The 25,418-nt window shown below is 48.1% G+C and carries 26 protein-coding genes and 1 riboswitch; all 26 genes read left to right on the top strand.

Going from position 1 to position 25,418, the window contains the following annotated elements; all coding sequences use genetic code 11:
- Positions 1 to 242: 242 nt before the first annotated feature.
- The 26 genes from fni (at position 243) to atpD (ending at position 25,358) form a co-directional block, all read left to right on the top strand.
- Positions 243 to 1,343 carry a type 2 isopentenyl-diphosphate Delta-isomerase gene (gene fni, locus T3H97_RS24000; RefSeq protein ID WP_328801078.1) on the top strand — a complete coding sequence of 367 codons (1,101 nt, stop codon included), beginning with the start codon at positions 243 to 245 and terminating at the stop codon, positions 1,341 to 1,343.
- Positions 1,340 to 1,831: a GNAT family N-acetyltransferase gene (locus T3H97_RS23995; RefSeq protein ID WP_328801077.1), complete on the top strand. Its 492-nt coding sequence runs from the start codon at positions 1,340 to 1,342 to the stop codon at positions 1,829 to 1,831. Before fni ends, T3H97_RS23995 begins: the two co-directional genes overlap by 4 nt.
- Positions 1,832 to 1,964: 133 nt before the next feature.
- Positions 1,965 to 3,065 carry a redox-regulated ATPase YchF gene (gene ychF / locus T3H97_RS23990; RefSeq protein WP_013312345.1) on the top strand — a complete coding sequence of 367 codons (1,101 nt, stop codon included), beginning with the start codon at positions 1,965 to 1,967 and terminating at the stop codon, positions 3,063 to 3,065.
- A 272-nt stretch (positions 3,066 to 3,337) separates the two neighbouring features.
- A complete protein-coding gene (gene prfA / locus T3H97_RS23985) occupies positions 3,338 to 4,405 on the top strand; it encodes a peptide chain release factor 1 (RefSeq protein WP_013312344.1) in 1,068 nt (355 codons plus the stop codon).
- 3 nt (positions 4,406 to 4,408) lie between these two features.
- Positions 4,409 to 5,308: a peptide chain release factor N(5)-glutamine methyltransferase gene (gene prmC / locus T3H97_RS23980; RefSeq protein ID WP_328801076.1), complete on the top strand. Its 900-nt coding sequence runs from the start codon at positions 4,409 to 4,411 to the stop codon at positions 5,306 to 5,308.
- A gap of 75 nt (positions 5,309 to 5,383) precedes the next feature.
- Positions 5,384 to 6,577 (top strand): FtsW/RodA/SpoVE family cell cycle protein, encoded by a 1,194-nt coding sequence (locus tag T3H97_RS23975; RefSeq protein ID WP_103047396.1) that lies wholly within the window; start codon positions 5,384 to 5,386, stop codon positions 6,575 to 6,577.
- 254 nt (positions 6,578 to 6,831) lie between these two features.
- Positions 6,832 to 7,527 (top strand): stage II sporulation protein R, encoded by a 696-nt coding sequence (spoIIR, locus tag T3H97_RS23970; RefSeq protein ID WP_328801075.1) that lies wholly within the window; start codon positions 6,832 to 6,834, stop codon positions 7,525 to 7,527.
- A 155-nt stretch (positions 7,528 to 7,682) separates the two neighbouring features.
- Positions 7,683 to 8,930, top strand: coding sequence for an L-threonylcarbamoyladenylate synthase (locus T3H97_RS23965; RefSeq protein ID WP_328801073.1), 1,248 nt, complete (start codon positions 7,683 to 7,685; stop codon positions 8,928 to 8,930).
- 142 nt (positions 8,931 to 9,072) lie between these two features.
- A complete protein-coding gene (locus T3H97_RS23960; protein WP_190298135.1) occupies positions 9,073 to 9,633 on the top strand; it encodes a manganese efflux pump MntP in 561 nt (186 codons plus the stop codon).
- A 104-nt stretch (positions 9,634 to 9,737) separates the two neighbouring features.
- The gene (locus tag T3H97_RS23955; protein WP_103047399.1) at positions 9,738 to 10,322 is read left to right on the top strand and encodes a low molecular weight protein arginine phosphatase; all 585 of its coding nucleotides are present in this window, start codon (positions 9,738 to 9,740) and stop codon (positions 10,320 to 10,322) included.
- Positions 10,323 to 10,400: 78 nt separating this feature from the next.
- Positions 10,401 to 10,482, top strand: a riboswitch (ZMP/ZTP riboswitch).
- A 220-nt stretch (positions 10,483 to 10,702) separates the two neighbouring features.
- Positions 10,703 to 11,290 (top strand): TIGR01440 family protein, encoded by a 588-nt coding sequence (locus tag T3H97_RS23950; RefSeq protein WP_328801072.1) that lies wholly within the window; start codon positions 10,703 to 10,705, stop codon positions 11,288 to 11,290.
- Between the two features lie 120 nt (positions 11,291 to 11,410).
- The gene (gene glyA, locus T3H97_RS23945; protein WP_328801071.1) at positions 11,411 to 12,661 is read left to right on the top strand and encodes a serine hydroxymethyltransferase; all 1,251 of its coding nucleotides are present in this window, start codon (positions 11,411 to 11,413) and stop codon (positions 12,659 to 12,661) included.
- A 174-nt stretch (positions 12,662 to 12,835) separates the two neighbouring features.
- The gene (locus tag T3H97_RS23940; RefSeq protein WP_328801070.1) at positions 12,836 to 13,717 is read left to right on the top strand and encodes a carbohydrate ABC transporter permease; all 882 of its coding nucleotides are present in this window, start codon (positions 12,836 to 12,838) and stop codon (positions 13,715 to 13,717) included.
- Entirely contained in the window at positions 13,717 to 14,553 is an 837-nt protein-coding gene (locus tag T3H97_RS23935; protein WP_328801069.1) for a carbohydrate ABC transporter permease, read from the top strand. Before T3H97_RS23940 ends, T3H97_RS23935 begins: the two co-directional genes overlap by 1 nt.
- Positions 14,554 to 14,568: 15 nt before the next feature.
- Complete coding sequence (locus T3H97_RS23930; protein WP_328801068.1) at positions 14,569 to 15,834, top strand: ABC transporter substrate-binding protein; 1,266 nt, start codon at positions 14,569 to 14,571, stop codon at positions 15,832 to 15,834.
- 356 nt (positions 15,835 to 16,190) lie between these two features.
- A complete protein-coding gene (upp, locus tag T3H97_RS23925; RefSeq protein ID WP_013312332.1) occupies positions 16,191 to 16,820 on the top strand; it encodes a uracil phosphoribosyltransferase in 630 nt (209 codons plus the stop codon).
- A 110-nt stretch (positions 16,821 to 16,930) separates the two neighbouring features.
- Positions 16,931 to 18,100 (top strand): non-hydrolyzing UDP-N-acetylglucosamine 2-epimerase, encoded by a 1,170-nt coding sequence (gene wecB, locus T3H97_RS23920; protein ID WP_328801067.1) that lies wholly within the window; start codon positions 16,931 to 16,933, stop codon positions 18,098 to 18,100.
- Positions 18,101 to 18,271: 171 nt separating this feature from the next.
- Entirely contained in the window at positions 18,272 to 18,526 is a 255-nt protein-coding gene (locus T3H97_RS23915; protein WP_023990711.1) for an AtpZ/AtpI family protein, read from the top strand.
- Positions 18,519 to 18,899, top strand: a complete 381-nt coding sequence (locus T3H97_RS23910) for an ATP synthase subunit I (protein WP_013312329.1) — start codon at positions 18,519 to 18,521, stop codon at positions 18,897 to 18,899. Before T3H97_RS23915 ends, T3H97_RS23910 begins: the two co-directional genes overlap by 8 nt.
- Before the next feature lie 29 nt (positions 18,900 to 18,928).
- Complete coding sequence (gene atpB, locus T3H97_RS23905; RefSeq protein WP_025722400.1) at positions 18,929 to 19,753, top strand: F0F1 ATP synthase subunit A; 825 nt, start codon at positions 18,929 to 18,931, stop codon at positions 19,751 to 19,753.
- Between the two features lie 104 nt (positions 19,754 to 19,857).
- Positions 19,858 to 20,082, top strand: coding sequence for a F0F1 ATP synthase subunit C (gene atpE, locus T3H97_RS23900; RefSeq protein ID WP_007432750.1), 225 nt, complete (start codon positions 19,858 to 19,860; stop codon positions 20,080 to 20,082).
- 109 nt (positions 20,083 to 20,191) lie between these two features.
- Positions 20,192 to 20,680, top strand: a complete 489-nt coding sequence (gene atpF / locus T3H97_RS23895) for a F0F1 ATP synthase subunit B (RefSeq protein WP_023990709.1) — start codon at positions 20,192 to 20,194, stop codon at positions 20,678 to 20,680.
- A complete protein-coding gene (locus T3H97_RS23890) occupies positions 20,677 to 21,222 on the top strand; it encodes a F0F1 ATP synthase subunit delta (RefSeq protein ID WP_029518507.1) in 546 nt (181 codons plus the stop codon). The genes atpF and T3H97_RS23890 overlap by 4 nt, the downstream gene beginning before the upstream one ends.
- Positions 21,223 to 21,241: 19 nt before the next feature.
- Positions 21,242 to 22,756 (top strand): F0F1 ATP synthase subunit alpha, encoded by a 1,515-nt coding sequence (gene atpA / locus T3H97_RS23885; RefSeq protein ID WP_013312325.1) that lies wholly within the window; start codon positions 21,242 to 21,244, stop codon positions 22,754 to 22,756.
- A 214-nt stretch (positions 22,757 to 22,970) separates the two neighbouring features.
- Positions 22,971 to 23,837, top strand: a complete 867-nt coding sequence (atpG, locus tag T3H97_RS23880) for an ATP synthase F1 subunit gamma (RefSeq protein WP_103047407.1) — start codon at positions 22,971 to 22,973, stop codon at positions 23,835 to 23,837.
- A gap of 120 nt (positions 23,838 to 23,957) precedes the next feature.
- The gene (atpD, locus tag T3H97_RS23875) at positions 23,958 to 25,358 is read left to right on the top strand and encodes a F0F1 ATP synthase subunit beta (RefSeq protein WP_013312323.1); all 1,401 of its coding nucleotides are present in this window, start codon (positions 23,958 to 23,960) and stop codon (positions 25,356 to 25,358) included.
- Positions 25,359 to 25,418: the final 60 nt, after the last annotated feature.

Raw genomic sequence — 25,418 nt, 5'->3', positions numbered from 1 at the left:
AAATAACTGGTTTATTGCGAATTTTGAACATGACCTATGGGTAAGGATAAATGTTCGCGATCGTGTATATATTTTTCCATCCATGATACAATGAAAGTATCTTAAAATAGCCACTTTAAGGGCTATGATATTGGATATAAGAGACGATAAATAGATCGGTTACCGTGTTCGGGAACGGTCTTATTTGTGTTTCTTGAACTTGATACAATAAACAGAGTGACTTTGGATGAGGTGGAATATAGATGAGTAGTACAGAGAATATAGAGGGATCACCTGACGGTTTTAACAGATCTGGCTCTTTGTTGCCTGCCGCGCAGACAGGTGAACGGAAGATTGAGCACGTCCGCCTTTGTTTGCAAGAAGATGTGGCCGGACAAGGCATCACCAGTGGGTTGGAGCGATATGCCTTTAAGCACTGCGCTCTGCCGGAGTTGCATTTTGACGAGGTTCGTCTGGATACTACTTTTTTAGGACAGGCTGTACGAACACCGCTGCTTATTAGCTCGATGACAGGCGGCAGCGCCGAGACAGGAGCGATTAATGAGCGATTAGCAGAGACAGCGGAGAGACGCGGCTGGGCATTGGGCGTCGGTTCGGTACGGGCTGCTGTGGAAAGGGGAGAATTGGCTTCAACCTTTGCGGTTCGCCGTCTGGCACCCAGTATCCCGATCCTTGCCAATCTGGGTGCGGTGCAGCTGAACTACGGATTTGGCGTGGACGATTGTCGCCGTGCAGTGGAAATTGCCGGAGCAGATATGTTGGTGCTGCATTTGAACGGATTGCAGGAGATTTTTCAACCCGAAGGGAATTTGGATTTTAGCGGCCTGCTTAAGCGCATTGAGGAGTTGTGTCGTCAGCTTTCAGTGCCTGTAGGAGTGAAGGAAGTAGGTTGGGGCATAGATGGTGAGACGGCATCGAGACTGTATGATACGGGTGCAGCCTTTATTGATGTCGCTGGCGCAGGTGGGACAAGCTGGAGCCAAGTGGAGAAATTTCGTAATCCTGATCCTGTGCGTCGTGCCGCGGCGGAGGCATTTGCGGATTGGGGAAATTCAACCGCTGATTGTATCGTGGAAGTCAGAGCCGCTCAGCCACATGGTGCTCTGATCGGCAGCGGTGGACTGAGAGACGGTGTCGATGCAGCGAAGGTGCTTGCTTTGGGAGCTGACATGGCAGGCTTCGGGCGTTCTTTGCTCGGTTCTGCGGTTGCCTCTAGTGAAGCGCTGGAGGCACGTTTGGAGCAGGTCGAACTGGAACTCCGCACGGTCATGTTTGGTATTGGGGTAGATGGAATAGAAGGGCTCAAAGATACGACTCGACTAAGAAAGAAGGTAAACGGATGAGTGGACTTATTACAATGGTTCCGATGAATGTAGAGCAATATGATCGATTTGAACAACGCTCGCTTGCCGACTATGCGGATGAGAAAATCCAAGCAGGTACATGGACGGTAGAAGAAGCACCAGAACGTGCGGCAGAAAGTTTTGCTCGATACCTGCCACAGAGACTAGACACACCTCATGCTCACCTGTATATGTTGATGTTTTCCGATGCCGGGGGGCAGAGTCAGGAGGAAGCTGGCTACATCTGGTTCAATATTACGGACGGCGTGCAAGGAAAAGAAGCTTTTCTACTGGATATTCTTGTATACGATTCATACCAGGGGAGGGGTCTAGGTACGATGGCGATGGAGGCTTTGGAACAGGAGGCTCGCAGGCTGGGAGCTGTCCGCATCGGTTTGCATGTATTTGGGCATAATGAGCGAGCTTTGCATGTATATCGCAAGTCGGGCTATCGGATTACAGATATCCAGATGAGCAAAGAAATCTAAATAGGGATATAGCAATATCCTGAATTTCATAACCGTATGCTTGCCGCGTGTATAGGTTCTCATATATAATGTGGGTTGGTAAACTAACGGATGGCATAACGCATATTTTATATAAACGGGAGTTGTTCTGATTATGGCTTTAAAAGCGGGGATTGTGGGCTTGCCGAACGTGGGCAAATCAACACTTTTTAACGCAATAACGCAGGCGGGTGCGGAATCCGCAAACTATCCATTTTGTACGATTGACCCCAATGTAGGCGTCGTTGAAGTACCGGACGAGCGACTGGATAAGCTGACTGAACTGGTTGTGCCGAATAAAACGGTGCCAACGGCATTTGAATTTGTTGATATTGCAGGACTTGTGCGCGGTGCGAGCAAGGGCGAGGGTCTGGGTAACAAGTTTTTGGCTCATATTCGTGAAGTGGATGCGATTGTACATGTGGTACGTTGCTTTGAAGATGAAAACATTACCCATGTGGACGGCAAAATTGACCCGATCAGCGACATTCAGACCATTAATCTGGAACTGATTCTGGCGGATATCGAAAGTGTAGACAAACGTATTGAACGTTCCCGCAAAAACATGAAGGGTGGCAACAAGCAGTACACCCAAGAGGTTGAAGTGTTGGAGCGGATCAAGGAAACGCTGTATGCTGATAAACCTGCGCGTAGCTTGGAATTGTCGGATGAAGAACGGTTGATTGTACGCGATCTTCATTTGCTTACGATGAAGCCTGTACTGTATGCAGCTAATGTTAGCGAAGATGGCGTAACGGAAGCCGACAGCAATCCATATGTCCAAAAAGTACGCGATTTTGCCGTAGCGGAAAATGCAGAAGTGGTACCGATTAGCGCCAAGGTAGAATCTGAAATTGCTGAGCTGGAAGGCGAAGACAAGGCGATGTTCCTTGAGGAGCTTGGTTTAGCTGAATCTGGATTGAACCGTCTGATTAAAGCGGCCTACCGCTTGTTGGGACTATATACGTATTTCACAGCAGGTGTGCAGGAAGTACGCGCATGGACTATTCATAAAGGAACGAAAGCACCGGGTGCTGCGGGCGTAATTCATACGGATTTTGAGCGCGGATTTATTCGTGCCGAGGTTGTATCCTACAACGATTTGGTCGCTGCTGGTTCGATGAACGGGGCCAAGGAACGTGGTCAGCTTCGTCTGGAAGGTAAGGAATATGTAGTGCAGGACGGAGACGTTATGCATTTCCGTTTTAATGTTTAATATATAACTTCCAGAATACAATACTCGATTCGGGTATATAAAAGACGATGTCTCAATGTATGTGTGTTCTGAAATGTGCTAGATTACGTGGTCGCTGCCTATATTAGGGCGGCGACTTTTTTATTGTATTGCATGTTGTGTGGATTTTTGCAAAATCCTAAATTAGTCAGTATTTCTTGTAGCTAATTCATGAATTAGTTGGTATAATAAAGAGCTGTAGCCAGTGAAATTGAAGCTGGTTTCATATTAATTTAACTGAAGAGGTGAATCGCTTGTTGGACCGATTGCAATCATTGGCGGACCGCTACGATAAACTGAGCGAACTGCTCTGCGATCCGGATGTAGCGAACGATAGCAAAAAACTTAGAGATTATTCCAAAGAACAGTCTGATTTACAGCCTGCTTATGAAGCATATACCGAATATAAAAATGTCGTTGAAGAGCTGGAAGCTGCAAAAACCATGCAGGGTGAAAAGCTGGACGACGAGATGCGTGAAATGGTCAAAATGGAGATTGAAGAACTGAGTGTTCGCAAGCGCGAACTGGATGAAAAAATCCGTATTTTGCTGCTGCCGAAGGACCCGAATGATGATAAGAACGTTATTATTGAGATTCGTGGTGCAGCGGGTGGTGACGAAGCGGCACTGTTCGCAGCTGACTTGTACCGAATGTATACTCGTTATGCCGATACCCAAGGCTGGCGTGTAGAACTGATGGACGCGAACATGAATGATCTCGGGGGCTTTAAAGAGGTTATTTTCATGATTAATGGTCGTGGTGCATACAGCAAGATGAAATTCGAAAGCGGTGCACACCGCGTACAGCGGATTCCGACGACGGAATCAGGTGGACGTATTCATACGTCGACATCTACAGTATCCGTTATGCCTGAAGCAGAAGAAGTGGATATTGAAATCTCCGACAAGGATATTCGCGTGGATACGTTCTGTTCCAGCGGTGCGGGCGGGCAGTCCGTTAATACGACCAAGTCGGCGGTGCGTGTAACGCATATGCCAACAGGTATTATGGCAACCTGTCAGGACGGAAAATCCCAGAACTCCAATAAGGAGAAGGCACTGCAAGTTTTGCGTGCCCGTATTTCGGATATGCTGCGTCAGGAAGAGGAAGCCAAATATGCAGGCGAGCGTAAGAGCAAAGTAGGTACCGGAGACCGCAGTGAGCGTATACGTACCTACAATTTTCCGCAAAGCCGTGTAACGGATCATCGTATTGGCCTAACTATGCATAAGCTGGACCAGGTGATGAACGGAGAGATCGAAGAAATCGTATCGGCGCTCACGATTGCAGAGCAGGCTGATTTGATGGAACAAGAGGTTTAAGTTTTGGGGAACGAACGCGATTGTGTGTATCGGATGTCGCCGGAACGGAACATGAGTGTCAGAGAAGCCTTAGTTGAGGCTTCTTCTTTTTTAGGAAGCTGTGGCGTTCTGGAGCCGCAGCATAACGCCCGCTTGCTGCTGGAGTATGTGCTCGGGTTGGAAGGTACGGCGTTTTACGCCGCTCTGGGTGATCCGTTCCCTTCCTCCGCCAAGGAGGCGTGGGAACGGATCATAGCCCGCAAAGCTGTGGGTGAACCGGCGCAGTATATTATCGGACGGCAGGAATTTTATGGCCGCCCGTTCGCGGTTTCGCCGTCGGTGCTGATTCCGCGCCCGGAGACAGAACTGCTCGTCGAGGCGATACTCCAGCACGGCGATCGGCTGTGGCCAAGCGGCGCTCCGCAGGCGCTTGACATCGGCGCGGGCAGCGGTGCGATTGCTGTGACACTGGCGGCTGAGCGACCGAGCTGGCGCGTGGCGGCAGGGGATATTTCGGCTGCCGCGTTAAAAGTAGCGGCTCATAACGCCGCTGCGAACGGCGCAGCCGTAGAATTCCGTGAGGGCGATCTACTGGTGCCGTTTGCGGGAATGGCGGTGGACATTCTCGTGTCCAACCCGCCGTACATCCCGGCTGCTGACATCGCTGGCTTACAGCCGGAGGTACGCGACCATGAGCCGCGGATGGCGCTCGATGGTGGTCCTGACGGGCTCGGCCCGTATCGGGCAATGCTGGAGCAGCTCGGACTCCTTCAGGCTCCGCCCTGGCTAATCGGGTTTGAACTGGGGATGGGACAGGCCAGAGACGTGGCTGGCCTGCTGGAACAGGCGGGTCATTGGAAGAACATTATAATCGTTCCTGACCTTGCTGGGATCGAACGACATGTCCTAGGCGTCTCGGAGTAGTGCTGCATTTTCTTTTTGCGAGTCTTTCCTTTAGAATAAGAGGGGTATGACCGAGAAACGGCTCAGGGGGAAATCATGCTTCAGAAATTGAAAAAAATTGACGGTCCGGTTATCTTTATTCTGGTTTTGCTCATGGCGATTAGTATCATAACGGTATACAGCGCAGGTAGGGGCCCTACGAACTTGGCAGAGCACGGCAATGACTATCAAAAGATGATCGGGTATTATATATTGGGTTTTGTGGCGATCTTGGGTTTAGCGATAGTCGATTTTCGGATATTCATTAAAAAAGCCCTGTACGTATATGGGGGCGGAATATTCCTGTTGGGTCTCGGATTTTTTGGCGGGACGGTTAACAACTCTCAGGGCTTTTTGAAAATTGGTGGCTTGAATCTTCAGCCTGCTGAAGTATTCAAGCTGGTCCTTATCATTTTTCTGACTTATATGCTGATCAAAAAGCGCAAGAGCAAGCTGTATTTTATTCAGGATGTTCTTCCAGTCGCTCTGGTGAGCTTTGTCCCGTTTGCCATGGTTATGGCACAAAATGACTTGGGTAATGCGCTCGGTTACATTGTCATCGTCATTGGTATGCTATGGATTGGTAATGTGAAGGCATCCCATGCGTTAATCGGATTCATCGTATTTGCAGTCGCTGTTGGCGGCGGGATCAAGGCTTATATTTCGTTTCACGATGAGATTGATTCCTTTATGAAGGGGATTGGCCGTAGTCACTGGGTTGAGCGTTTGGACCCTTGGTTGGTACCGGAAGAGGCAACCGCGAAGGCGTCTTATCATACCAAAAATGCCAAGCTGGCGATAGCCTCTGGCGGGATGATGGGCAAGGGCTTTTTGCAAGGAACCTCGGTACAGTCCGGGCGTGTTCCTTATACGTACGCGGATTCTATTTTTGTGGTCGTAGCGGAGGAATTTGGCTTTGTAGGCTCTTCAGTGCTGCTACTGTTATATTTTATTTTGATTCACCGAATGATCCTGATTTCGCTGGAATGCCGGGATCGCGCCGGACCGTATATTATTGTCGGGATTGTGTCCATGTTGCTGTACCAGATTTTTGAGAATATTGGTGCGTTTCTGGGCATTATGCCGCTTACGGGGATTACGCTCCCGTTCATAAGTTATGGTGGTACCTCGTTGCTTATTAACATGGCTAGTATCGGCTTGGTTATGAGTATTAAGGTGCACGGCCAAGAACTGGAGGACGATCTGCCGCAGCCTTCCAGAGTAAGCTTGACGAAGGCGAAAAAAGCCTAGTGCAGGTGGATTGTGGCTAAACTGATTGATATTTGTGTGAGTTAAAACGGTGCAAGGAGAGAGTCCAGATTGTGAAATCTGGGCTTTTTTATATTCCTCGATGAGGGTCAGAAGCTTGGTGTAGCATGATTTGAGGGTGTATTGAAGAAAATCTGTAAAGTGTTCCTGAATCTTTTACAAGATTCATAGGTTTAGACTCTCCCAAACCGGACAGACTGATAGACATGATAGAGTTTGGGTTTGGGGGGACGAAGATGAGAAGTTGGATCAAGCAAGCTGCAATGATACTATTTTGTATTTCGATATTAATGATGTCTTGGGAAGGTCAAAAGACGGATGCTGCTATGACCACTGGAACGAGAGGAACCTTAGCAGCATCAGGAGTAGCTACAACAGAGCTGAATGTGATTCCGCATGACTCCATTCGACTGCGTATTTTGGCCAACTCGGATCGTCCGGAGGATCAGCTGGTTAAACGCGAAATACGGGACGCTATTGTGCAGCAGATGAATGCATGGGTAGGTGAGCTGGAAAACCCGCAAAGCTTAGATCAAGCTAGATCATTGATTGATGCTCATTTACCTGAAATTGACCGTTTGGTAGGTACAGAACTGGCTCGTCGCGGCATTGCATATGATCATCGGGTGGAACTGGCGAGCGTACCTTTCCCAACGAAAATGTACGGTGGTCTGGTCTACCCGGCAGGGAATTATGAAGCGCTTCGAGTTACGCTGGGGCAAGGAAAAGGTCAAAATTGGTGGTGCGTGCTGTTTCCTCCGCTGTGCTTTATTGATGCAGGCAGTGGGGAAGCAGCGGCACAAACTGTATCAGCAAAAACGGATCACGGAGAAAGTCGGACGAATGTCGCTGACAAGGAGCCGGAAGTACGTTTTTTTCTGTGGGATGCACTTGCGGGACTGTGTAGCTGGGTGAGTGGCTTGTTTGCCTAAACGTTGAGGAGTATAAGTTTCCCCATATGCTATAATGGAGCTTACGATAGATATACACATGGCAGAGCCGAATAAACTGATCTTTCAAAGTAGCCTTATGGGATCAAGCAAAATCACTGGCCTGTATATGACAATAAGATATGGGATGATCTGATATGAGCGATAAATCGAATCAATTGCAAGACTTGCGCGGAGATTTTGTGCAAAAGGAAAAACCTGAGCAAAAGCTGGACGAACAGGAAAATTGCGAGCTGAAGCAGGCATTGAAGTCTTCCCATACCCAATGGTGGGATGTAAGATGTTTGGTTCCTGTGAGCAACATTGACGGGGATGTTTCTGACGAAGTTTGGGCTGAACAGACTCGGCTCGCGGCGGAAAAGGGCATACAGGAGGCCGGCGTACTCCTCCAAGCTGGAGAGACGGTAGCCTTTCCTACGGAGACTGTGTACGGCCTGGGGGCCGATGCTCGTAGTACAAAAGCGGTGGAGGCGGTATTCGCTGCCAAAGGACGTCCCTCCGATAACCCGCTCATTGTACATATTTCTGATGCTGATCAATTAGAGGGGTTGGTAGCAGTAATAAACGATACGGCCCGAGCGCTGATGAATATGTTCTGGCCGGGACCGCTGACTCTCGTATTGCCAGTAGTGCCGCAGGCACTGTCATCACGTGTGACAGCCGGGCTGGATACAGTCGGTGTGCGCATGCCGGATCATCCGATAGCGCTTCGTTTGATCGCTGAAGCGGGTTGTCCACTGGCTGCGCCAAGCGCCAACCGGTCGGGAAGACCCAGTCCCACCCTTGCACAGCATGTGCGAGAGGATCTGGAGGGCCGCATCGGCGGCATTTTGGACGGAGGTCCCACAGGGGTGGGGCTGGAGTCCACGGTGGTGCAGGCGGGTGACGACGGAACCGTCACCATCCTGCGCCCCGGCGGCGTGACGGCTGAGCAGCTCGCTGCGGTTGCTCGCGCCGTCGTGCTGGACCCGGCGTTGGCTGCTACGCCCGGGGAAGACGCGGACAGCCCAGCGCCGCGCTCGCCGGGCATGAAGTACACGCACTACGCTCCGCGAGGCCGCTTGAGCGTGGTACAAGGCCCGTCGTCCGTTGAGGTGACGGGCTGGATTCGCGCCGCGCTGGCGGAGGCTTCCGCGCGCGGGGAGCGCACGGCAGTGCTCGCGTTCGACGAGCATGCCGCCGGCTACGCCGGAGAACGCGTCTACACGCTAGGCAAGCTGGACGCGCTCCATGAGGCGGCGCAGCGCCTGTACGGCGTGCTGCGCCGCTGCGACGAGGACGGCGTCACCTACATTTTGGCGGAATCCTGTCCGCCGAAAGGATTGGGAGACGCCGTCATGAACCGCCTGCTTAAAGCGGCAGGTCACCGAATCGTCCGATTGTAGCTTCTGTCGAATCAGAGCCTCTTATATTAAATTTTCCTCCCTCCTCGTCTCGGTATTGGGTACTTTCAGTGTATGCTTGTACTGATTTGCCCCTTGTCCGCATAACGTGTACAAGAACAGACGGATAATGGAGGGATGGAGTATGCTGGCAGCCTCTGCCCATGCCGGGCAGGTTGTAACGATTCTAATCATGGCGGTAGCGCTAGGAATGGATGCGTTATCGCTGGGTGTAGGGATCGGCATGAAGGGGATACGCCTGCGAGACGTGCTGCGCATCAGTACTGTTATTGGCTTTTTTCACATTCTGATGCCATTGCTGGGAATGTTCACAGGCCATTATATGAGTTCTTTATTAGGTCATGTGACGGCCTACTTCGCAGGGGGTCTACTCATCCTTTTGGGCGGGCATATGGTGTATAATTCCTTTAAAGGGGACGGCGTACAGGTTTTGGATCATCGTTCGCCTTTAGGCCTTTTGCTGTTTGCACTTGGGGTGAGCGTTGACTCATTTTCTGTAGGAGTGTCACTGGGTATGTTCCAGAGTGATCTGGTGCTGTCCGTTCTGGCGTTTGGCTTTTTCGGGGGAGCAATGGCGATGTTGGGCCTGCTACTGGGTCGCAAGGTCAGCCGTAATCTAGGAGATTATGGGGAAGCAGTGGGTGGTGCCATTTTGTTGGCATTCGGCTTTATGTTTATGTTTTGATTTTAGCGTAGACAGTGTAAAATAAATGCAGGATTATACTAAAGAATTAGGATTATAGTAATCCTCTGTTTTTATATATTTTTAACATACGGGGGGTGAAAACGTTGAAGAATATCTTATTCGTATGCACAGGGAATACCTGTCGCAGTCCAATGGCTGAAGGGATGCTACGTAAGTTGGCTGCTGAGCATGGGCTAGAACTGGAAGTGCGTTCTGCGGGAGTAGCCGCGATGGAAGGCACGCCGATATCCCGACATGCAGAGGAGGTTCTACGTGATCACGGTATATCCGATCAGATCACTTCAACCCCTTTGAGCGACGGGCTTGCCGGGTGGGCGCATCTGATCTTAACCTTGACGCAAGGACATAAACAGCACGTAATTCAGCGCTTTCCCCAAACGGCGGGAAAAGTATTTACGCTTAAGGAATATGTGGAGAACCGGGATGCGGTGTTGAATGATGTACAGGAGTTGGATGGTTTATATGCTTCACAGCAGTTGATGGCTTCACTCGGACAAGAGCTATCGGCACAAGAGCGTGAACGAATGATTGAATTACACCAACGGATTCCGGGCTTTGATATTTCAGATCCGTTTGGCGGTTCGCGAGAGGACTACGATGTCACAGCTGCGGAAATCCGTACGGCGCTGCATAAGCTGCTGGACAAGCTAAAGGCTTCTTCCGAATAAAATTGGTATTACTCATCTGTTTTGTACGGAATCTGTTGATTTTCGGCGGTTAATCCGTTAAGATAAGGTGGAAAAATGAGAATCCGATGTAACTGGCGACAAAAGTGGGATTAACCACGATGGAGCATCGGATATACGGCCGGTCGCCTGGGCAAAAGAGCAATTCCACATAGGTGTGGACTGCTCTTTTTTTCATATACAAGTTATGCCAGATTTTTAGCTGAGAGTTGATTCCTTTAAAGGTTCTTCCATTTTTTCTGCTCGAAATCTGAAACATCGGCTATAATATAGTCAGATTGTGATCAGGAGAGAGTGTGTTGAACTTGGGGCATGAGACCGTGCCTAGTCTCTGAGAGGCTGTTCAACCAAAGGAGGTTCCAATGGTGGGACAATTGGATCATGAGATTTCGCTGGAAGCACAGACCACTTCTGTCGTGCGGGAAATCGCAGAAGCAGCCAGTCTCAAGGCTGGCCGCCTGCTAGTTATTGGCGCTAGCACAAGTGAAGTGGCTGGAAGTCGGATTGGTACGGCGGGAGCACTCGATGTGGCTCAGCAACTGTTGTCTGGAGTAGAGTCCGTTCGCAGGGAGTATGGCTTTGATGTGGCGTTTCAATGCTGTGAGCATTTGAACCGAGCGCTGGTCGTTGAACGGGCTGTGCTGGAGCGACTGGGACTGATGGAGGTTGCAGCTGTTCCTGTTCGTACAGCAGGAGGCTCTATGGCCACCGTCGCCTATCGTTCTATGAGTGACGCGTGTTTGGCGGCGAACGTGCAGGCTCATGCCGGGATAGACATCGGCGAAACGCTGATTGGCATGCATCTGCGACCCATTGCTGTTCCATTTCGCCCAAGTTTTCGCTGGATTGGCGAAGCACGTGTGACAGCGGCGTTCACCCGTCCTCCACTTATTGGTGGACAACGGGCAGTGTATAGTCTGGAGCAAGAAGTCGGCGGAAACTGCAATTAGCATTTGGCATGGCGGCATGTTTGTACTAATCTTTTTTGCATTGATGATGAGGTACCCAACAGAGGAGCAGGCGTTTGCTTGTATACCCAACAATTGACTATGGAGAGGGAGTAATCAATCATGATGGAACACCTGCGTAAAAGTGACCCGGCAGTGATGGAAGCAATGGGACTTGAACTGAAACGACAACGCCACAATATCGAGCTAATCGCATCCGAGAACATTGTCAGTGAAGCAGTAATGGAAGCCATGGGCTCCGTGCTGACGAATAAATATGCTGAAGGTTATCCAAATAAACGCTACTATGGTGGCTGTGAGCATGTAGATATCGTTGAAGACATCACACGTGACCGCGCAAAAGAACTGTTCGGCGCCGAGCATGCTAACGTGCAGCCTCACTCTGGAGCACAAGCCAACATGGCGGTGTATCTGGCAGCTCTCAAACCTGGAGATACTGTACTGGGTATGAATCTGGCGCATGGTGGCCATTTAACACACGGAAGTCCGGTTAACGCTTCCGGCTTGTTGTATAACTTTGCTGCCTACGGTGTACGCGAAGACAACTTCCGCATCGACTACGATGAAGTGCGCAAGGCAGCCTTTAAGCACCGTCCTCGTCTGATTGTAGCTGGCGCGAGTGCATATCCGCGTACTATTGATTTTGAAGCTTTTGCTTCCATTGCCAATGATGTAGGTGCTCTGTTCATGGTGGATATGGCACATATCGCAGGTCTCGTGGCAGCGGGAATTCACCCAAGTCCAGTTCCGCATGCCCAATTTGTAACAACAACGACACACAAAACGCTGCGTGGTCCGCGTGGGGGGCTGATTCTGACTCGCAAAGCATGGGCACAAGCGATTGATAAAGCTATTTTCCCTGGTACTCAAGGGGGGCCACTGATGCATGTGATCGCGTCCAAAGCGGTTGCTTTGGGTGAAGCGCTCCAGCCATCGTTCAAAACCTATGCGCAAAACGTAGTTCGCAACGCACAGGTGCTGGCTGAAACGCTGCTGGCTGAGGGGATTAACATTGTATCCGGTGGTACGGATAACCATCTGATGCTGTTGGATACGCGCAATTTGAATATCACAGGTAAAGAAGCGGAGCATGTATTGGATTCTGTGGGCATCACGGTCAATAAAAACGCAATTCCTTTTGACCCGACCAGCCCATTCGTAACAAGCGGAATTCGTATTGGTACACCTGCTGCAACATCTCGTGGTATGGATGAAGAGGCTATGGTCAAAATCGGTAAAATCATTGCCGAAACCCTCAAAAACCCGAAAGATGATACTGTATTGTCCAAAGCAAGCCAAGCGGTTGGCGAGTTGACAGACAAGTTCCCGATTTATCCAGGAACTCAATACTAATTCATCGACATTCATAATCTTTAGGTTATAGGCTGTTTTCCTTCCGTAAGCCGGAGGAGAACAGTCTTTTTTTGCTTCCGAACGACTCGAAACTTACATTTTTGGGTAATAAGCGATTACAGTAAGGGTTTATGCGCGCTATCCTTCATGATTTACGACAAAGGAGTGATTGCATTGAGTCAAAGAAAATCCGCGCAATTATTGCAGCAAATCGTATTTGTAGGACCGATGGCGTTGTTTTTCGTCTTGATTATGGTCATTCCGTTCCTGCTGGGGTTGTATTATTCCATGACGAACTGGGATGGAGTATCTGAAAATATTCGATGGCTCGGGCTAGAGAATTACGTTCATATTTTTAGGGATGATCCAGATTTCCGTAATGCATTCTGGTTTACGGTCCGGTTTACCGTATGTGGTGTCATTCTGACGAACCTGATTGGCTTTTTCCTAGCCTATGCACTTACCAAACCGTTGCGTACCCGTAATGCACTGCGAACTGTATTTTTTATGCCCAATATGATTGGCGGCTTGCTGCTCGGCTTTATCTGGCAATTTATATTTGTACGCGGCTTTTCTGCAGTAGGTGAGGCAACAGGGCTTTCTTTTTTTAAACTGCCGTGGCTGGGTGATGGGCCAACTGCTTTTTGGGGAACTGTCATTGTGTTTGTGTGGCAATATGCAGGTTATCTTATGGTTATTTACATATCCTCGTTAAATAATGTCCCGCATGCCCTTATTGAATCGGCCCAAATCGACGGTGCAAGCCGAAGACAGATTTTGCGTCATATCGTAGTGCCACTTATTATGCCAGCGGTGACCGTCTGCTTGTTCTTGGCGATATCCTGGTCCTTTAAAGTATTTGAGTTGAATTTGGCTCTCACGAAGGGGGGACCTTTCAAGTCGACAGAGTCTGTAGCGTTGGACATATATAATGAAGCGTTTACAAATAATCGACTTGGATTGGGGACTGCCAAAGCTATGATTTTCTTTGTGGTCGTTGCAATCATTACCAGCATTCAGGTGCGTCTCACGAAGAAAAAGGAGGTCGAAATGTAATGGGAAAAACGTCGAACTATCGTTTGGGCACATGGGCTGCTGAAATATTACTTATTGTGATCGGGTTAATCTTTCTGGTTCCGTTCTATTTTTTGCTCGTAAACTCCGTTAAATCCTTTGGCGACATTTTGGCCCATTCCGCTTCGTGGCCGACAACCTTCCGTTTTGAAAACTATGCTAACGCCTGGAATAAAATAAACTTTCCCACAGCACTGGGTAATTCGCTGATTGTCACGATCGTCAGTAATGCGCTTTTGCTGCTCATCAGCTCGATGGCCGCTTACCAGATGGTTCGGCATGACACTCGTTTTAACCGGTTCCTGTTCGGTTTGCTTGTGGCTGCGATGGTAGTGCCCTTTCAATCGATTATGTTGCCGCTTATGGAAGTGTCCAACGTATTGAGCTTGAACAACAGTATACCGGGACTGATCTTATGTTATCTGGGTTTTGGAGCGCCTTTATCCGTTTTTCTTTTTCATGGCTTTATTAAAACGGTACCTATTGAGATCGAGCAGGCGGCAAGGGTGGACGGTTCATCCCGGTACGGGGTGTTCTTTCGCATCGTTTGTCCACTGCTGCTGTCTATGTTCGTAACCGTGCTTATCTTGAATACCTTATGGATCTGGAATGACTATCTGTTGCCTTCACTCATTTTGAATGATCCTGAGCTGCGCACCATTCCGATTGCAACCTATATGTTGTTTGGTCAGTACACCAAGCAATGGGACTTGGCGCTGCCAGCACTGGTGTTGGGGATCACGCCAATTGTTGTGTTTTTTCTGGTGATGCAAAAATACATCGTTTCTGGCATTGCAGCCGGTGCGGTCAAAGGCTGATGGGAGGGATAGTCGATGAAAAAAACAGCGTTACTTGTCATCTCCTTGATGGTGCTGCTCGCATGTACACTTGCAGGTTGTGGAAATACGAGGGCTCAACAGAGTGAGACGAAAACGATACACATTTATCAATTCAAAGTAGAGATTTCGGAACCACTAAATAAGCTGAAGGCAGAATATGAAAAAACGCACCCTGGCATCAAGCTGGATATCCAATCTGTCGGTGGTGGTACGGACTACGGTGCTTCGTTGAAGGCTAAATTCGCATCAGGCGATCAGCCGGACATTTTTACAAATGAGGGCTACCAGGACCGCGATACGTGGTTGGAGTACTTGGAGGATTTGTCGGATCAGCCATGGGTGAAGGATCTGGATGATTTCGCTCGTAAGCCGATGACGGTTAACGGTAAGATTTATGGACAGCCTATGAACCTAGAAGGATTTGGTTTTGTTTATAACAAGGATTTGTTCAAAAAAGCGGGCATAACCAAACTACCTCAGACGATAGATGAACTGGAGGAAGCAGCCAAGCGACTGAAAGCGGCAGGGATTATACCTTTTGCTAACGGGTATGCGGAATGGTGGGTTCTGGGGAACCATTTTATCAATATCCCCTTTGCCAGACAGCCGAACCCGGAAAGTTATGTTGAGGATTTAAACAAAGGAGCGGCTCGCATCCCTGGTAACTCCGTGTTCGATCAGTGGGTGAAGTTGCTTGACCTGACTATAAAATATGGGAACCGCAATCCGCTCACGACGGATTACAATACACAAGTGACACTGTTTTCGACAGGTAAGGCTGCTATGATGCACCAGGGGAACTGGACGCAGCCACAAATGGATGGAATTAATCCTAACTTGAATTTGGGTATTCTGCCTACGCCTATAGACAATGATCCCTCCACAGGAGGTAAACTCGCTGTGGGAGTGGCCTCGAACTGGGTGGTCAACAAAAATTCACCTGTGAAGCAGGAGGCAAAAGAATTCCTCAATTGGTTGGTCACATCAGAAACAGGCAAACATTATATCACCAAGGAATTTAAGTTTGTTCCTGCCTTCAAAAGTATCACGTCCAGTGACGAGACGACCGGTGCTCTAGGTGCAGAAATATCTCGGCATGTGAGGGAAGGCAAGATATGGAGTTGGAACTTTCAACGCTTCCCGAAAGGGCTAAATCAGGATTTAAGCAGTAGTATGCAAGCCTATATTTCAGGAGTTATAACGAAGGACGAAATGCTTCAGCAATTTCAGGGAGCATGGGACAATTTGAAGTATAGATAAAAGAATACCGCTGCATGAGGAAGCAAAGGCTATAGCATGGACAGGAAGTTTAAAGCCCGCAGGCTTTGACGGTCAAGTGCCGTCAGGGCCTTTTTGATGTGGTTTTATGTGACGAAAGTCACACGTAAAGCGGTCCTATTAAGTATTTTACATGTCATATCTTTCCCTTGACAAAAGGTTACGGTGGCAGGTGTTAAATCAATCAAGGGAATGTTATAATAAACAGGATTTACAGGCACGCATTGCATCTGTGCTTATTTGGTTTGTGCAAATAGGTTACATAGATCCTTTCGACTCAGGATAGTTCGATATGCTGGCGCGAAAGAACGTGACGATAATACCGGAGGGAATATATTATGGCGAAACTGGTGGTTTGCGATCACCCTTTGATCCAACACAAACTTACATTTATCCGCGATGTGCGGACCAACACCAAGGATTTCCGCGAGCTGGTGGATGAAGTAGCAACATTGATGGCTTATGAAATTACACGGGATATCCCGCTGGAAAGCATTACGGTGCAGACACCGGTTGCTGAGACAGAAGGTAAAGTGATTTCAGGACGTATGCTGGGTCTTATTCCGATTCTGCGTGCAGGCTTGGGTATGCTGGATGGCGTAGTAAAGCTGCTGCCTGCAGCAAAGGTAGGCCATGTGGGACTGTTCCGCGATCCTGAGACGCTGCAACCCGTAGAATACTATACGAAGCTGCCTACAGATGTAACTGAGCGCGAATTGATCGTGATTGATCCGATGCTTGCAACGGGTGGCTCGGCAATTGCGGCGATTGATGTGTTGAAAAAGAGAGGCTGCACTCAAATTAAAATGATGAATCTGATTGCTGCTCCTGAAGGAGTCAAAGCTGTGCAGGATGCGCATCCTGATGTGGATATCTATGTCGCTGCACTGGACGAGCGTCTGGATGATCATGGATACATCATTCCGGGTCTTGGTGACGCTGGAGACCGCTTGTACGGAACCAAGTAGACTGCCTTTGGCGGTTCGGCAAAATCTATGGACGTTATGACAGGTCGTTTTTCTGAATAATGGAAGACCTGTGGAGCGGACATTTATTATGAAAAGGGGTTCAACAGAAAATGTCCAAAATCAAAGTGATGACAATTTTTGGTGTGCGTCCGGAAGCGATTAAGATGGCTCCTCTTATTTTGGAGCTTCAGCGCCACCCGGAGCATATCGAGTCCGTGGTATGCGTTACGGCTCAACATCGCCAGATGCTTGATCAGGTTCTGGAAGTTTTCAATATTCACCCTGATTATGATCTGGACGTAATGAAGGATCGCCAGACACTGAATGAAATCTCCATGCGGGTACTTCAAGGTCTGGAACCTGTATTGCGTGAGGCCAAGCCCGATATCGTGTTGGTTCACGGTGATACACTGACGACTTTCCTCGCCAGCTATGCAGCCTTTATGCAGCAGATTGAAGTAGGGCATGTGGAAGCGGGTTTGCGGACGTGGAACAAGCTTTCTCCATATCCTGAAGAAATGAACCGTCAGCTCACAGGGGTGCTGTCTGATCTGCATTTCTCGCCTACTTCTTTATCGGCTGGAAATTTGCGGAAGGAAAACAAGCCTGAATCGCGAATATATGTTACAGGCAATACAGTAACTGACGTATTTCAGTATACGGTTCGCCAGGATTACGAGCACCCTGTACTGGAGTGGGCTCAGGGCAAACGCCTGATTCTTATGACAGCACATCGTCGGGAATCCCAAGGGGAACCGCATCGTCAGATTTTTAATGCGGTTAAGCGAATTGCGGATGAGTTTGAGGATATTGCTATTGTTTATCCGGTTCATCCGAGTCCGGCTGTGAAGGAACCTGCATTTGAGATTTTAGGCAACCATCCGCGTATTAAGCTGATTGATCCGCTGGATGTCGTGGATCTTCACAATTTTTACCCACATACACATCTGATCCTTACGGATTCCGGTGGGCTTCAGGAAGAAGCGCCTTCGTTCGGAGTACCTGTCCTGGTGCTGCGTGATACGACTGAAAGACCGGAAGGGATTGAAGCGGGCACCTTGGAACTGGTGGGTACGAGCGAAGAGAAGGTGTACAATCGTACCAAGGCACTTTTGACAGATTCCGCGTTGTACGATTCTATGAGTCAGGCAGCGAATCCTTACGGCGATGGACAAGCATCAGTAAGAATTGTCAATGCGATTTTGCACCATTTTGGTGTACAATCCGAACGTCCTGAAGAATTTCACACAATGTTCACAAAAGGTGTTCGTCCGATATAATTATTCTTTACAAGGCAAGCATACAGTTAAACTGTACGGTTACCAAGGGATACAGCAATTTAAGATGCTTTGTCGTTTGATTTTATACTTTAGGGCGCTAAAATATCTCAATTGACAAAGCATCTTATATTTAAGTAAAATGGACTGGAATTGCAGGGGTGACATGGAAAAGTGGTCAAACCTTCCAAGCAAAACAACAACCGAAATAACACCGGAAATGCCTTTAAGGCTATAGGACTGGTGAGCGCGATCGGCATTGATTTGGCGATATGCACACTGGGTGGCTTCTATGCAGGAAAATGGCTTGATGCCAAACTTGGTGGCTCCGGAATTTGGATTGGCGTAAGCGTTCTCGCAGGCTTGGTTGTAGGCGCATTAAGTATTGCCCTTGTGATCGGAAAGGTATTGAGGGATAACCATGAATGAGATGACCCGTATGCAAAAAATGTTATGGATCGTAGCGCTTGGTATTATGGCCCTGTGTTTCCTGGTCTCCGCCTTCATGCCCCAACATCGTGACATTGCTCACGGAATCATTCTGGGAACGGGAGTAAGCTGTCTAAATGTGCTGTATATGGCCTACAAAATTCGACAGGTTGCGAGTGCGGCCGCCGGTGAAAGAAAGAAGAGAGTGTTTGGTATTGGCTTTGGCGTTCGATTAGGGACCTCAATTTTGGCAGTGGTGCTGGCGATAGAATTTCCGGCCTATTTCCATGAGATCGCTGTAATGGCAAGCCTGGTGACTGGGCAATTTCTTCTGTTAATTATAGGCATCATATTCGCGCTTCAGGAAAAATGATGGCTCAACTGAGAAAGGGGTGAGAAAACATGTTGCATGAATCACCGATTATCCAATTGGGCGGGTTTAACATTGACTTGTCCGTCATTATTATGCTGGTTGTGACCTGCGCGATTGTATTTGGACTGGCATTTGCTGCAACGCGCAATTTGTCTGTGGACAATCCAAGCAAGCTGCAAAATTTTATGGAATGGGTCGTAGAATTCGTTCAAGGACTGATTACCAGCACGATGGATTTGAAAAAAGGGAAGCCATTCCTCTCCTTGGGGATGACGCTGATCATGTTCATTTTCGTGGGGAATATGCTGGGCTTACCGTTCGGGATTGTGACCGAATTCGATAATGTGCAAAGTGCCCAAGTATTTGGACATGAAATCATTCCAGTCAAAGAAGCGTTAGAACAAGCACAGGCGTCTCACCCGGGCGAAGCTGCCCATGTAGGCATCAGCTGGTGGAAATCACCTACTGCAGATGCAGGGGTATCTATTGGACTCGCTTTGATGATCTTCGTCCTGGTTCATTTCCTGGGGATCTTCCGCAATACCAAAGCTTACTTCAAGCATTACGTTCAGCCGTTTCCGTTCTTTTTGCCAATTAACTTGATTGAGCAGTTCTCAAAACTGTTGACACATGGTATGCGTCTATTCGGTAATATTTTTGCCGGCGAAGTTTTGATCAGTGTTCTGCTGAAATTGACAGCACTTGGTGTAGGAGGCTGGATTGCTTCCGTATTGGGACTCGTTGTTTGGCAAGGATTCAGTATTTTTGTCGGCAGTATTCAAGCATTCGTCTTCACGATTCTGACGTTTGTATACATTTCGCAGTCCATTGACACGCATGAAGAAGAGCATTAGACAAGCTTGTTTTCCGGTTTTTAGTTAAGTTCAGGAGTACGCTTCGCTCTTAACTGCAAATACATGTACAATACAATTACACATCACTAAGGAGGATTTTTAAAATGGGAGTTTGGGCATATATCGCAGCTGCAATCGCAGTAGGTTTGGGCGCTTTGGGCGCAGGTATTGGTAACGGTCTGATCGTAAGTAAAACAGTTGAAGGTATCGCTCGTCAGCCTGAAGCAAAAGCAACGTTGCAAACGGTAATGTTTATCGGTGTAGGTCTGGTCGAAGCCCTGCCAATCATCGGGGTCGTTCTGGCATTCATTTTCTACGCAGGTGCTTAATTGAATGGAAGCAAGGTTTGGCGGGGAAGGCACAGCCATCCGCGCCTTCTTTGTTCGTTTGAACATGAAAGATCCAGAACCGACGTTCACCGGAAAGGAGTGACTTCAATTGAGTTTAAATTGGACAAGTATCGTTTTCACAATCATTGCATTTTTGATCTTGTACTGGTTACTGACGCGTTATGCATTCGGCCCTCTCTTTTCCGTTATGGAGAAGCGCCGTCAGCTTGTATTACAGCAAATGAATGAAGCGGCACAGACGCGTGAACAGGCTGCTGCTTATGTTGAGGAGCAAAAGCAGGCTCTCCAGCAGGCACGTAAGGAAGCGTACGACATTATTGAGCAGTCAAAACAAACAGGTAACAAACAAGCGGAGCAAATTATCGTTCAGGCTAAAGACGAAGCTGTCCGCCTGAAAGACGAAGCTGTTCGTGAAATCACAAGCGAGCGTAATAAGGCAGTTGCCGAACTGCGCAGCGAAGTGGGTAAAGCTTCGGTACAAATTGCTTCCAAACTGATTCAAAAGGAAATCAAGGAAGACCAAGTCCAGGGAGAGCTTGTCGACCAATACCTTAAAGAGGTAGGAGGCAAAGCATGAGCCGGGATACGGTAGTTGCCAAACGGTATGCGAAAGCTTTGTTTGAAGTGGCAGAGCAAGAACAGACCATTATGGAAACCGAGCAGGAGCTACGTGCTTTTGTAGAGGCTGTATCGGGGGATGCTGAAATCCGTAAATTCATTAATTCTCCTAACATTACGGAAGCGGTCAAGCTTCAAGTTCTGGCTAACAGTTTTGAAGGCAAGCTGTCTGCCTCGTTAATTAACACGATCAAGTTGTTGATTCAGCGTAGTAGAGCAGATTTGTTCGAATCTCTCCTTGCCGGATACCTTGATATTCAGGAATACAAGCTGGGGCTTGCTCATGCAAAGGTGTATTCGACTTATGCTTTAAGTGATCAGGAAAAAACAGCGGTAGCCGAGGAATTCGGAGCCCGTGAACATAAAACAATCCGCGTGGAAAATATAGTGGACCCGAGTCTGCTGGGCGGATTGAAAGTGGTTATCGGTGATACACTGTACGACGGCAGTCTGGCCGGCAAGCTGGATCGTCTCGAGAAATCCTTTAACAGACGAGTATAGAAGATAGGGGTGAACACACTTGAGTATCAAACCTGAGGAAATCAGTTCATTGATTAAAAGTCAGATTGAACAATATAAAAATGATATCGAGGTCGTTGAAGTCGGCACTGTTGTTGAAGTCGGCGACGGTATTGCCCGCGTCTACGGACTGGAAAAAGTTATGGCCGGTGAATTGGTTGAATTCGACACTGGCGTATTGGGCTTGGCGCTCAACGTGGAAGAAAGCAATGTCGGTGTTGTTATTTTGGGTCAATTCTCCGACATTCGTGAAGGCGGTCAAGTAAAACGTACAGGTCAAATCATGCAGGTCCCTGTAGGGGAAGCACTGATCGGACGTGTAGTTAACCCACTGGGACAACCAGTAGACGGTAAAGGACCGATTGCTACAACAGAATTCCGTCCGGTTGAAAGTCAGGCTCCAGGTGTTATGGCCCGTAAATCGGTACATGAGCCTATGCAGACGGGGATTAAAGCTATTGATGCGATGGTTCCGATTGGTCGTGGTCAACGTGAGTTGATCATCGGTGACCGTCAAACAGGTAAAACTTCTATCGCAATCGATGCAATTTTGAACCAAAAAGGCAATGGCATGAAGTGTATTTATGTCGCTATTGGTCAAAAACAATCCACGGTAGCTCAAGTTGTTGAAACATTGCGTCGTCACGGTGCGCTGGAATACACGATTGTCGTTACGGCATCTGCTTCCGAACCATCACCATTGCTGTACATTGCTCCTTACTCTGGCTGCGCCATGGGTGAGTATTTCATGTACAAAGGCGAGCATGTCCTTGTTGTTTATGATGACTTGACTAAACAAGCGTCTGCTTACCGGGAACTGTCCCTGTTGCTGCGTCGTCCACCGGGTCGTGAAGCTTATCCGGGTGACGTTTTCTATCTTCACTCTCGCTTGCTGGAACGTGCAGCGAAGCTGAATGATGAGTTGGGCGGCGGATCACTTACCGCATTGCCGTTCATCGAGACACAGGCTTCCGACGTTTCTGCATATATCCCAACTAACGTTATTTCCATCACGGATGGACAGATCTTCCTGGAAGCTGACTTGTTCTATGCAGGGCAACGTCCAGCGATCAACGTAGGTATTTCCGTATCTCGTGTAGGTGGTTCTGCTCAGATTAAAGCGATGAAAAAGGTAGCAGGTTCTCTGCGTCTGGATCTTGCTCAATATCGTGAGCTTCAAGCGTTCTCCCAATTCGGGTCAGACTTGGATAAATCCACTAAAGCCCGTCTGGATCGCGGCGCACGCATGATGGAAATTCTGAAACAGGGCGTTAACCAACCGCTTGCTGTAGAGCAACAAGTAGTGAGCTTGTATACTGCTGTAAAAGGCTTCCTTGATGATATCCCTGTAGCGGATGTAAAACGTTTTGAAAAAGACTTCCTGTCTTTCATGGTGTCTGACCATCAGGACGTGCTTCAATCTATCCGCGACACGAAAGACTTGGTTGCTGATAACGAAGCGGCTTTGAAGGCGGCTATCGAGAAATTCAAAAAATCATTCGCCACGTCGGTTTAATACATTGGAATTTGCCTGTTTATGATGAAAGATGTCCTAAGGAAGCGTGCCCTCCGGGTTTTGGCTTCCTTGGCATGTTTTACCCTCAATAACAGGCCCTTTAATATATGTCCGGCTGGATTTGAATCTTACGAAGTGCTTAGACTTGATCCAAGCTAAGGGATTGCTTACGAAGTTAGCTTTGGCTTTGCTAGAGCTTAAAGGTGGTGAAATCATGGCAAAAGGTATGCGCGAGATTAAACGTCAGATTAAAAGTGTGCAGAGTACGAAGCAGATCACGAAAGCGATGGAAATGGTCGCTGCATCTAAGCTGAGAAAAGCTCAGGAGAAAGCGGAGTCGGCTCGTCCTTACTCGGAAAAGCTTAAGGAAGTTGTGAGTAGCATTGCTTCTGGAGCGAATAACATCAAGCATCCAATGCTTGAAACGCGTCCGGTTAAAAAGACTGCTTATCTCATTATTACATCTGATCGTGGTCTGGCTGGTGGTTATAACGCCAATATTTTACGACAGGTTACGCAGACAATTTCTGAACGTCACCGTTCACAGGATGAATTTGTGATTTTCATCATTGGGCGAAAAGGACGGGATTATTTCAGACGTCGTGAATTCCCTATCGCTGAATCGGTAACAGACCTGTCAGATACACCTGCTTTTGCAGATATCAAAACGATTGCAAGCAAGGCTGTACAAGGCTTTGAACTTAAAGAATTTGATGAGCTTTATCTATGCTATAACCGCTTTGTCAACGCATTGACTCAAATTCCAACAGTTGATCGTCTGTTACCAATGGCAACACCGGATTCAACAACAGCTTCATCCTCAATTAACTATGAGTATGAGCCTTCACCAGAAGGAGTGCTGGAAGTATTGCTGCCGCGTTACGCGGAAACGCTCATTTACGGCGCTTTGCTGGATGGTAAAGCTAGTGAACTGGGAGCGAAGATGACGGCAATGGGATCTGCTACGAAGAATGCTTCCAAGTTAATTGGTGAGCTTTCCTTGACCTATAACCGTGCTCGTCAAGCGGCTATTACCCAGGAAATTACGGAAATCGTTGCAGGGGCAAGCGCTCAGTCTTAATCAGGCTTGTTGCGACTGTTTTATAGCATGTCTACACTATTATGATAAATTGCGGGCGCAAAACAAATCAGAGTGGTTCGGATTTGCGGCTGTGCAAGCTTGTAGGAGGGAAACCAAAAGATGAACAAAGGACGCGTAGTGAGCATCATGGGTCCGGTTGTCGACGTTGAGTTCGAACGTGGACAGCTCCCGGAAATCCTGAATGCCATTCATATTGGGACTGTGCTGGAGAGCGGAGTCAAAATTGACCTGACGCTCGAAGCTTCAAAACATCTAGGTGACAACCGTGTGCGTTGTATTGCCATGTCTTCCACAGATGGTCTGGTTCGTGGAGCTGAAGCTATAGATCTGGGAGCACCTATTTCAGTACCTGTCGGTGAAGCTACTCTTGGACGCGTATTTAACGTACTTGGAACGCCAATTGATAATGGTGCTGATATGAGTGAAACGGCTAGAAATCCGATTCACCGTCAAGCTCCTTCTTTCGATGAGCTGACAACTCAAGCAGAGATGCTCGAAACGGGGATTAAAGTTATCGACTTGCTGGCTCCTTATGCCAAAGGTGGTAAAGTCGGATTGTTTGGTGGTGCTGGTGTAGGTAAAACCGTAACCATTCAAGAATTGATTAACAATATCGCTCAGGAGCATGGTGGTATTTCTGTATTTGCGGGTGTAGGTGAACGCACACGTGAAGGAAATGACTTGTATCATGAAATGAGAGATTCCGGCGTTATCAACAAAACAGCGATGGTGTTCGGACAAATGAATGAGCCTCCGGGTGCACGTTTGCGCGTAGCCCTCACAGGTCTGACGATGGCGGAATACTTCCGTGACCAAGAAGGCCGTGACGTGTTGCTCTTTATTGATAACATTTTCCGCTTTACTCAAGCAGGTTCTGAGGTTTCGGCCCTGTTGGGACGTATGCCTTCAGCAGTAGGTTACCAGCCTACGCTGGCTACTGAGATGGGTCAATTGCAAGAACGGATTACTTCTACTAAAAAAGGTTCTGTTACTTCCATTCAGGCGATCTATGTGCCTGCGGATGACTACACTGACCCGGCTCCTGCTACGACGTTTGCCCATTTGGATGCTACAACGAATCTGGAACGTAAAATTTCCGAAATGGGTATTTACCCGGCGGTTGATCCACTCGCATCAAGCTCCCGTATTTTGGCTCCAGACGTTGTGGGTGAAGAGCACTACAATGTAGCGCAAGGGGTAAAACAAATTTTGGCCCGCTACAATGAGCTTCAGGATATCATTGCGATCCTGGGTATGGACGAGCTGAGTGAAGAAGATAAAATGTTGGTAGCACGTGCACGTAAAATCCAGCGTTTCCTTTCTCAACCTTTCCACGTTGCCGAAGCATTTAACGGCTTCCCAGGTAAATATGTGCCGGTTAAAGAAACTGTACGAAGCTTCAAAGAAATTTTGGAAGGCAAGTATGACCATCTTCCAGAAGCGGCCTTCCTTTTTGTAGGAGCCATCGAAGAAGCAGTTGAAAAAGCTAAAACGCTGTAAACAACAGGCAAAGAATAGCCGAGCCTTACGAAGTGAGCTGTCTGCGGACAGCTTCCAGGA

Origin of the sequence: Paenibacillus sp. LX16 (assembly GCF_036252815.1) — a bacterium.
GTDB lineage: Bacteria > Bacillota > Bacilli > Paenibacillales > Paenibacillaceae > Paenibacillus > Paenibacillus polymyxa_B.
Note: the sequence above shows the minus strand (reverse complement) of the source record. Positions and strands in the feature narration are given on the sequence as shown.

Bases quoted from the DNA above. Each gene is read 5' to 3' on its own strand.
- atpE (WP_007432750.1), top strand. From the start codon at position 19,858: ATGGGAGTTTGGGCATATATCGCAGCTGCAATCGCAGTAGGTTTGGGC.
- wecB (WP_328801067.1), top strand. From the start codon at position 16,931: ATGTCCAAAATCAAAGTGATGACAATTTTTGGTGTGCGTCCGGAAGCG.
- atpG (WP_103047407.1), top strand. From the start codon at position 22,971: ATGGCAAAAGGTATGCGCGAGATTAAACGTCAGATTAAAAGTGTGCAG.
- glyA (WP_328801071.1), top strand. From the start codon at position 11,411: ATGATGGAACACCTGCGTAAAAGTGACCCGGCAGTGATGGAAGCAATG.
- T3H97_RS23995 (WP_328801077.1), top strand. From the start codon at position 1,340: ATGAGTGGACTTATTACAATGGTTCCGATGAATGTAGAGCAATATGAT.
- T3H97_RS23975 (WP_103047396.1), top strand. From the start codon at position 5,384: ATGCTTCAGAAATTGAAAAAAATTGACGGTCCGGTTATCTTTATTCTG.
- atpB (WP_025722400.1), top strand. From the start codon at position 18,929: ATGTTGCATGAATCACCGATTATCCAATTGGGCGGGTTTAACATTGAC.
- atpD (WP_013312323.1), top strand. From the start codon at position 23,958: ATGAACAAAGGACGCGTAGTGAGCATCATGGGTCCGGTTGTCGACGTT.
- T3H97_RS23935 (WP_328801069.1), top strand. From the start codon at position 13,717: ATGGGAAAAACGTCGAACTATCGTTTGGGCACATGGGCTGCTGAAATA.
- T3H97_RS23930 (WP_328801068.1), top strand. From the start codon at position 14,569: ATGAAAAAAACAGCGTTACTTGTCATCTCCTTGATGGTGCTGCTCGCA.
- T3H97_RS23890 (WP_029518507.1), top strand. From the start codon at position 20,677: ATGAGCCGGGATACGGTAGTTGCCAAACGGTATGCGAAAGCTTTGTTT.
- T3H97_RS23950 (WP_328801072.1), top strand. From the start codon at position 10,703: ATGGTGGGACAATTGGATCATGAGATTTCGCTGGAAGCACAGACCACT.
- upp (WP_013312332.1), top strand. From the start codon at position 16,191: ATGGCGAAACTGGTGGTTTGCGATCACCCTTTGATCCAACACAAACTT.
- spoIIR (WP_328801075.1), top strand. From the start codon at position 6,832: ATGAGAAGTTGGATCAAGCAAGCTGCAATGATACTATTTTGTATTTCG.
- ychF (WP_013312345.1), top strand. From the start codon at position 1,965: ATGGCTTTAAAAGCGGGGATTGTGGGCTTGCCGAACGTGGGCAAATCA.
- T3H97_RS23910 (WP_013312329.1), top strand. From the start codon at position 18,519: ATGAATGAGATGACCCGTATGCAAAAAATGTTATGGATCGTAGCGCTT.
- T3H97_RS23960 (WP_190298135.1), top strand. From the start codon at position 9,073: ATGCTGGCAGCCTCTGCCCATGCCGGGCAGGTTGTAACGATTCTAATC.
- fni (WP_328801078.1), top strand. From the start codon at position 243: ATGAGTAGTACAGAGAATATAGAGGGATCACCTGACGGTTTTAACAGA.
- T3H97_RS23965 (WP_328801073.1), top strand. From the start codon at position 7,683: ATGAGCGATAAATCGAATCAATTGCAAGACTTGCGCGGAGATTTTGTG.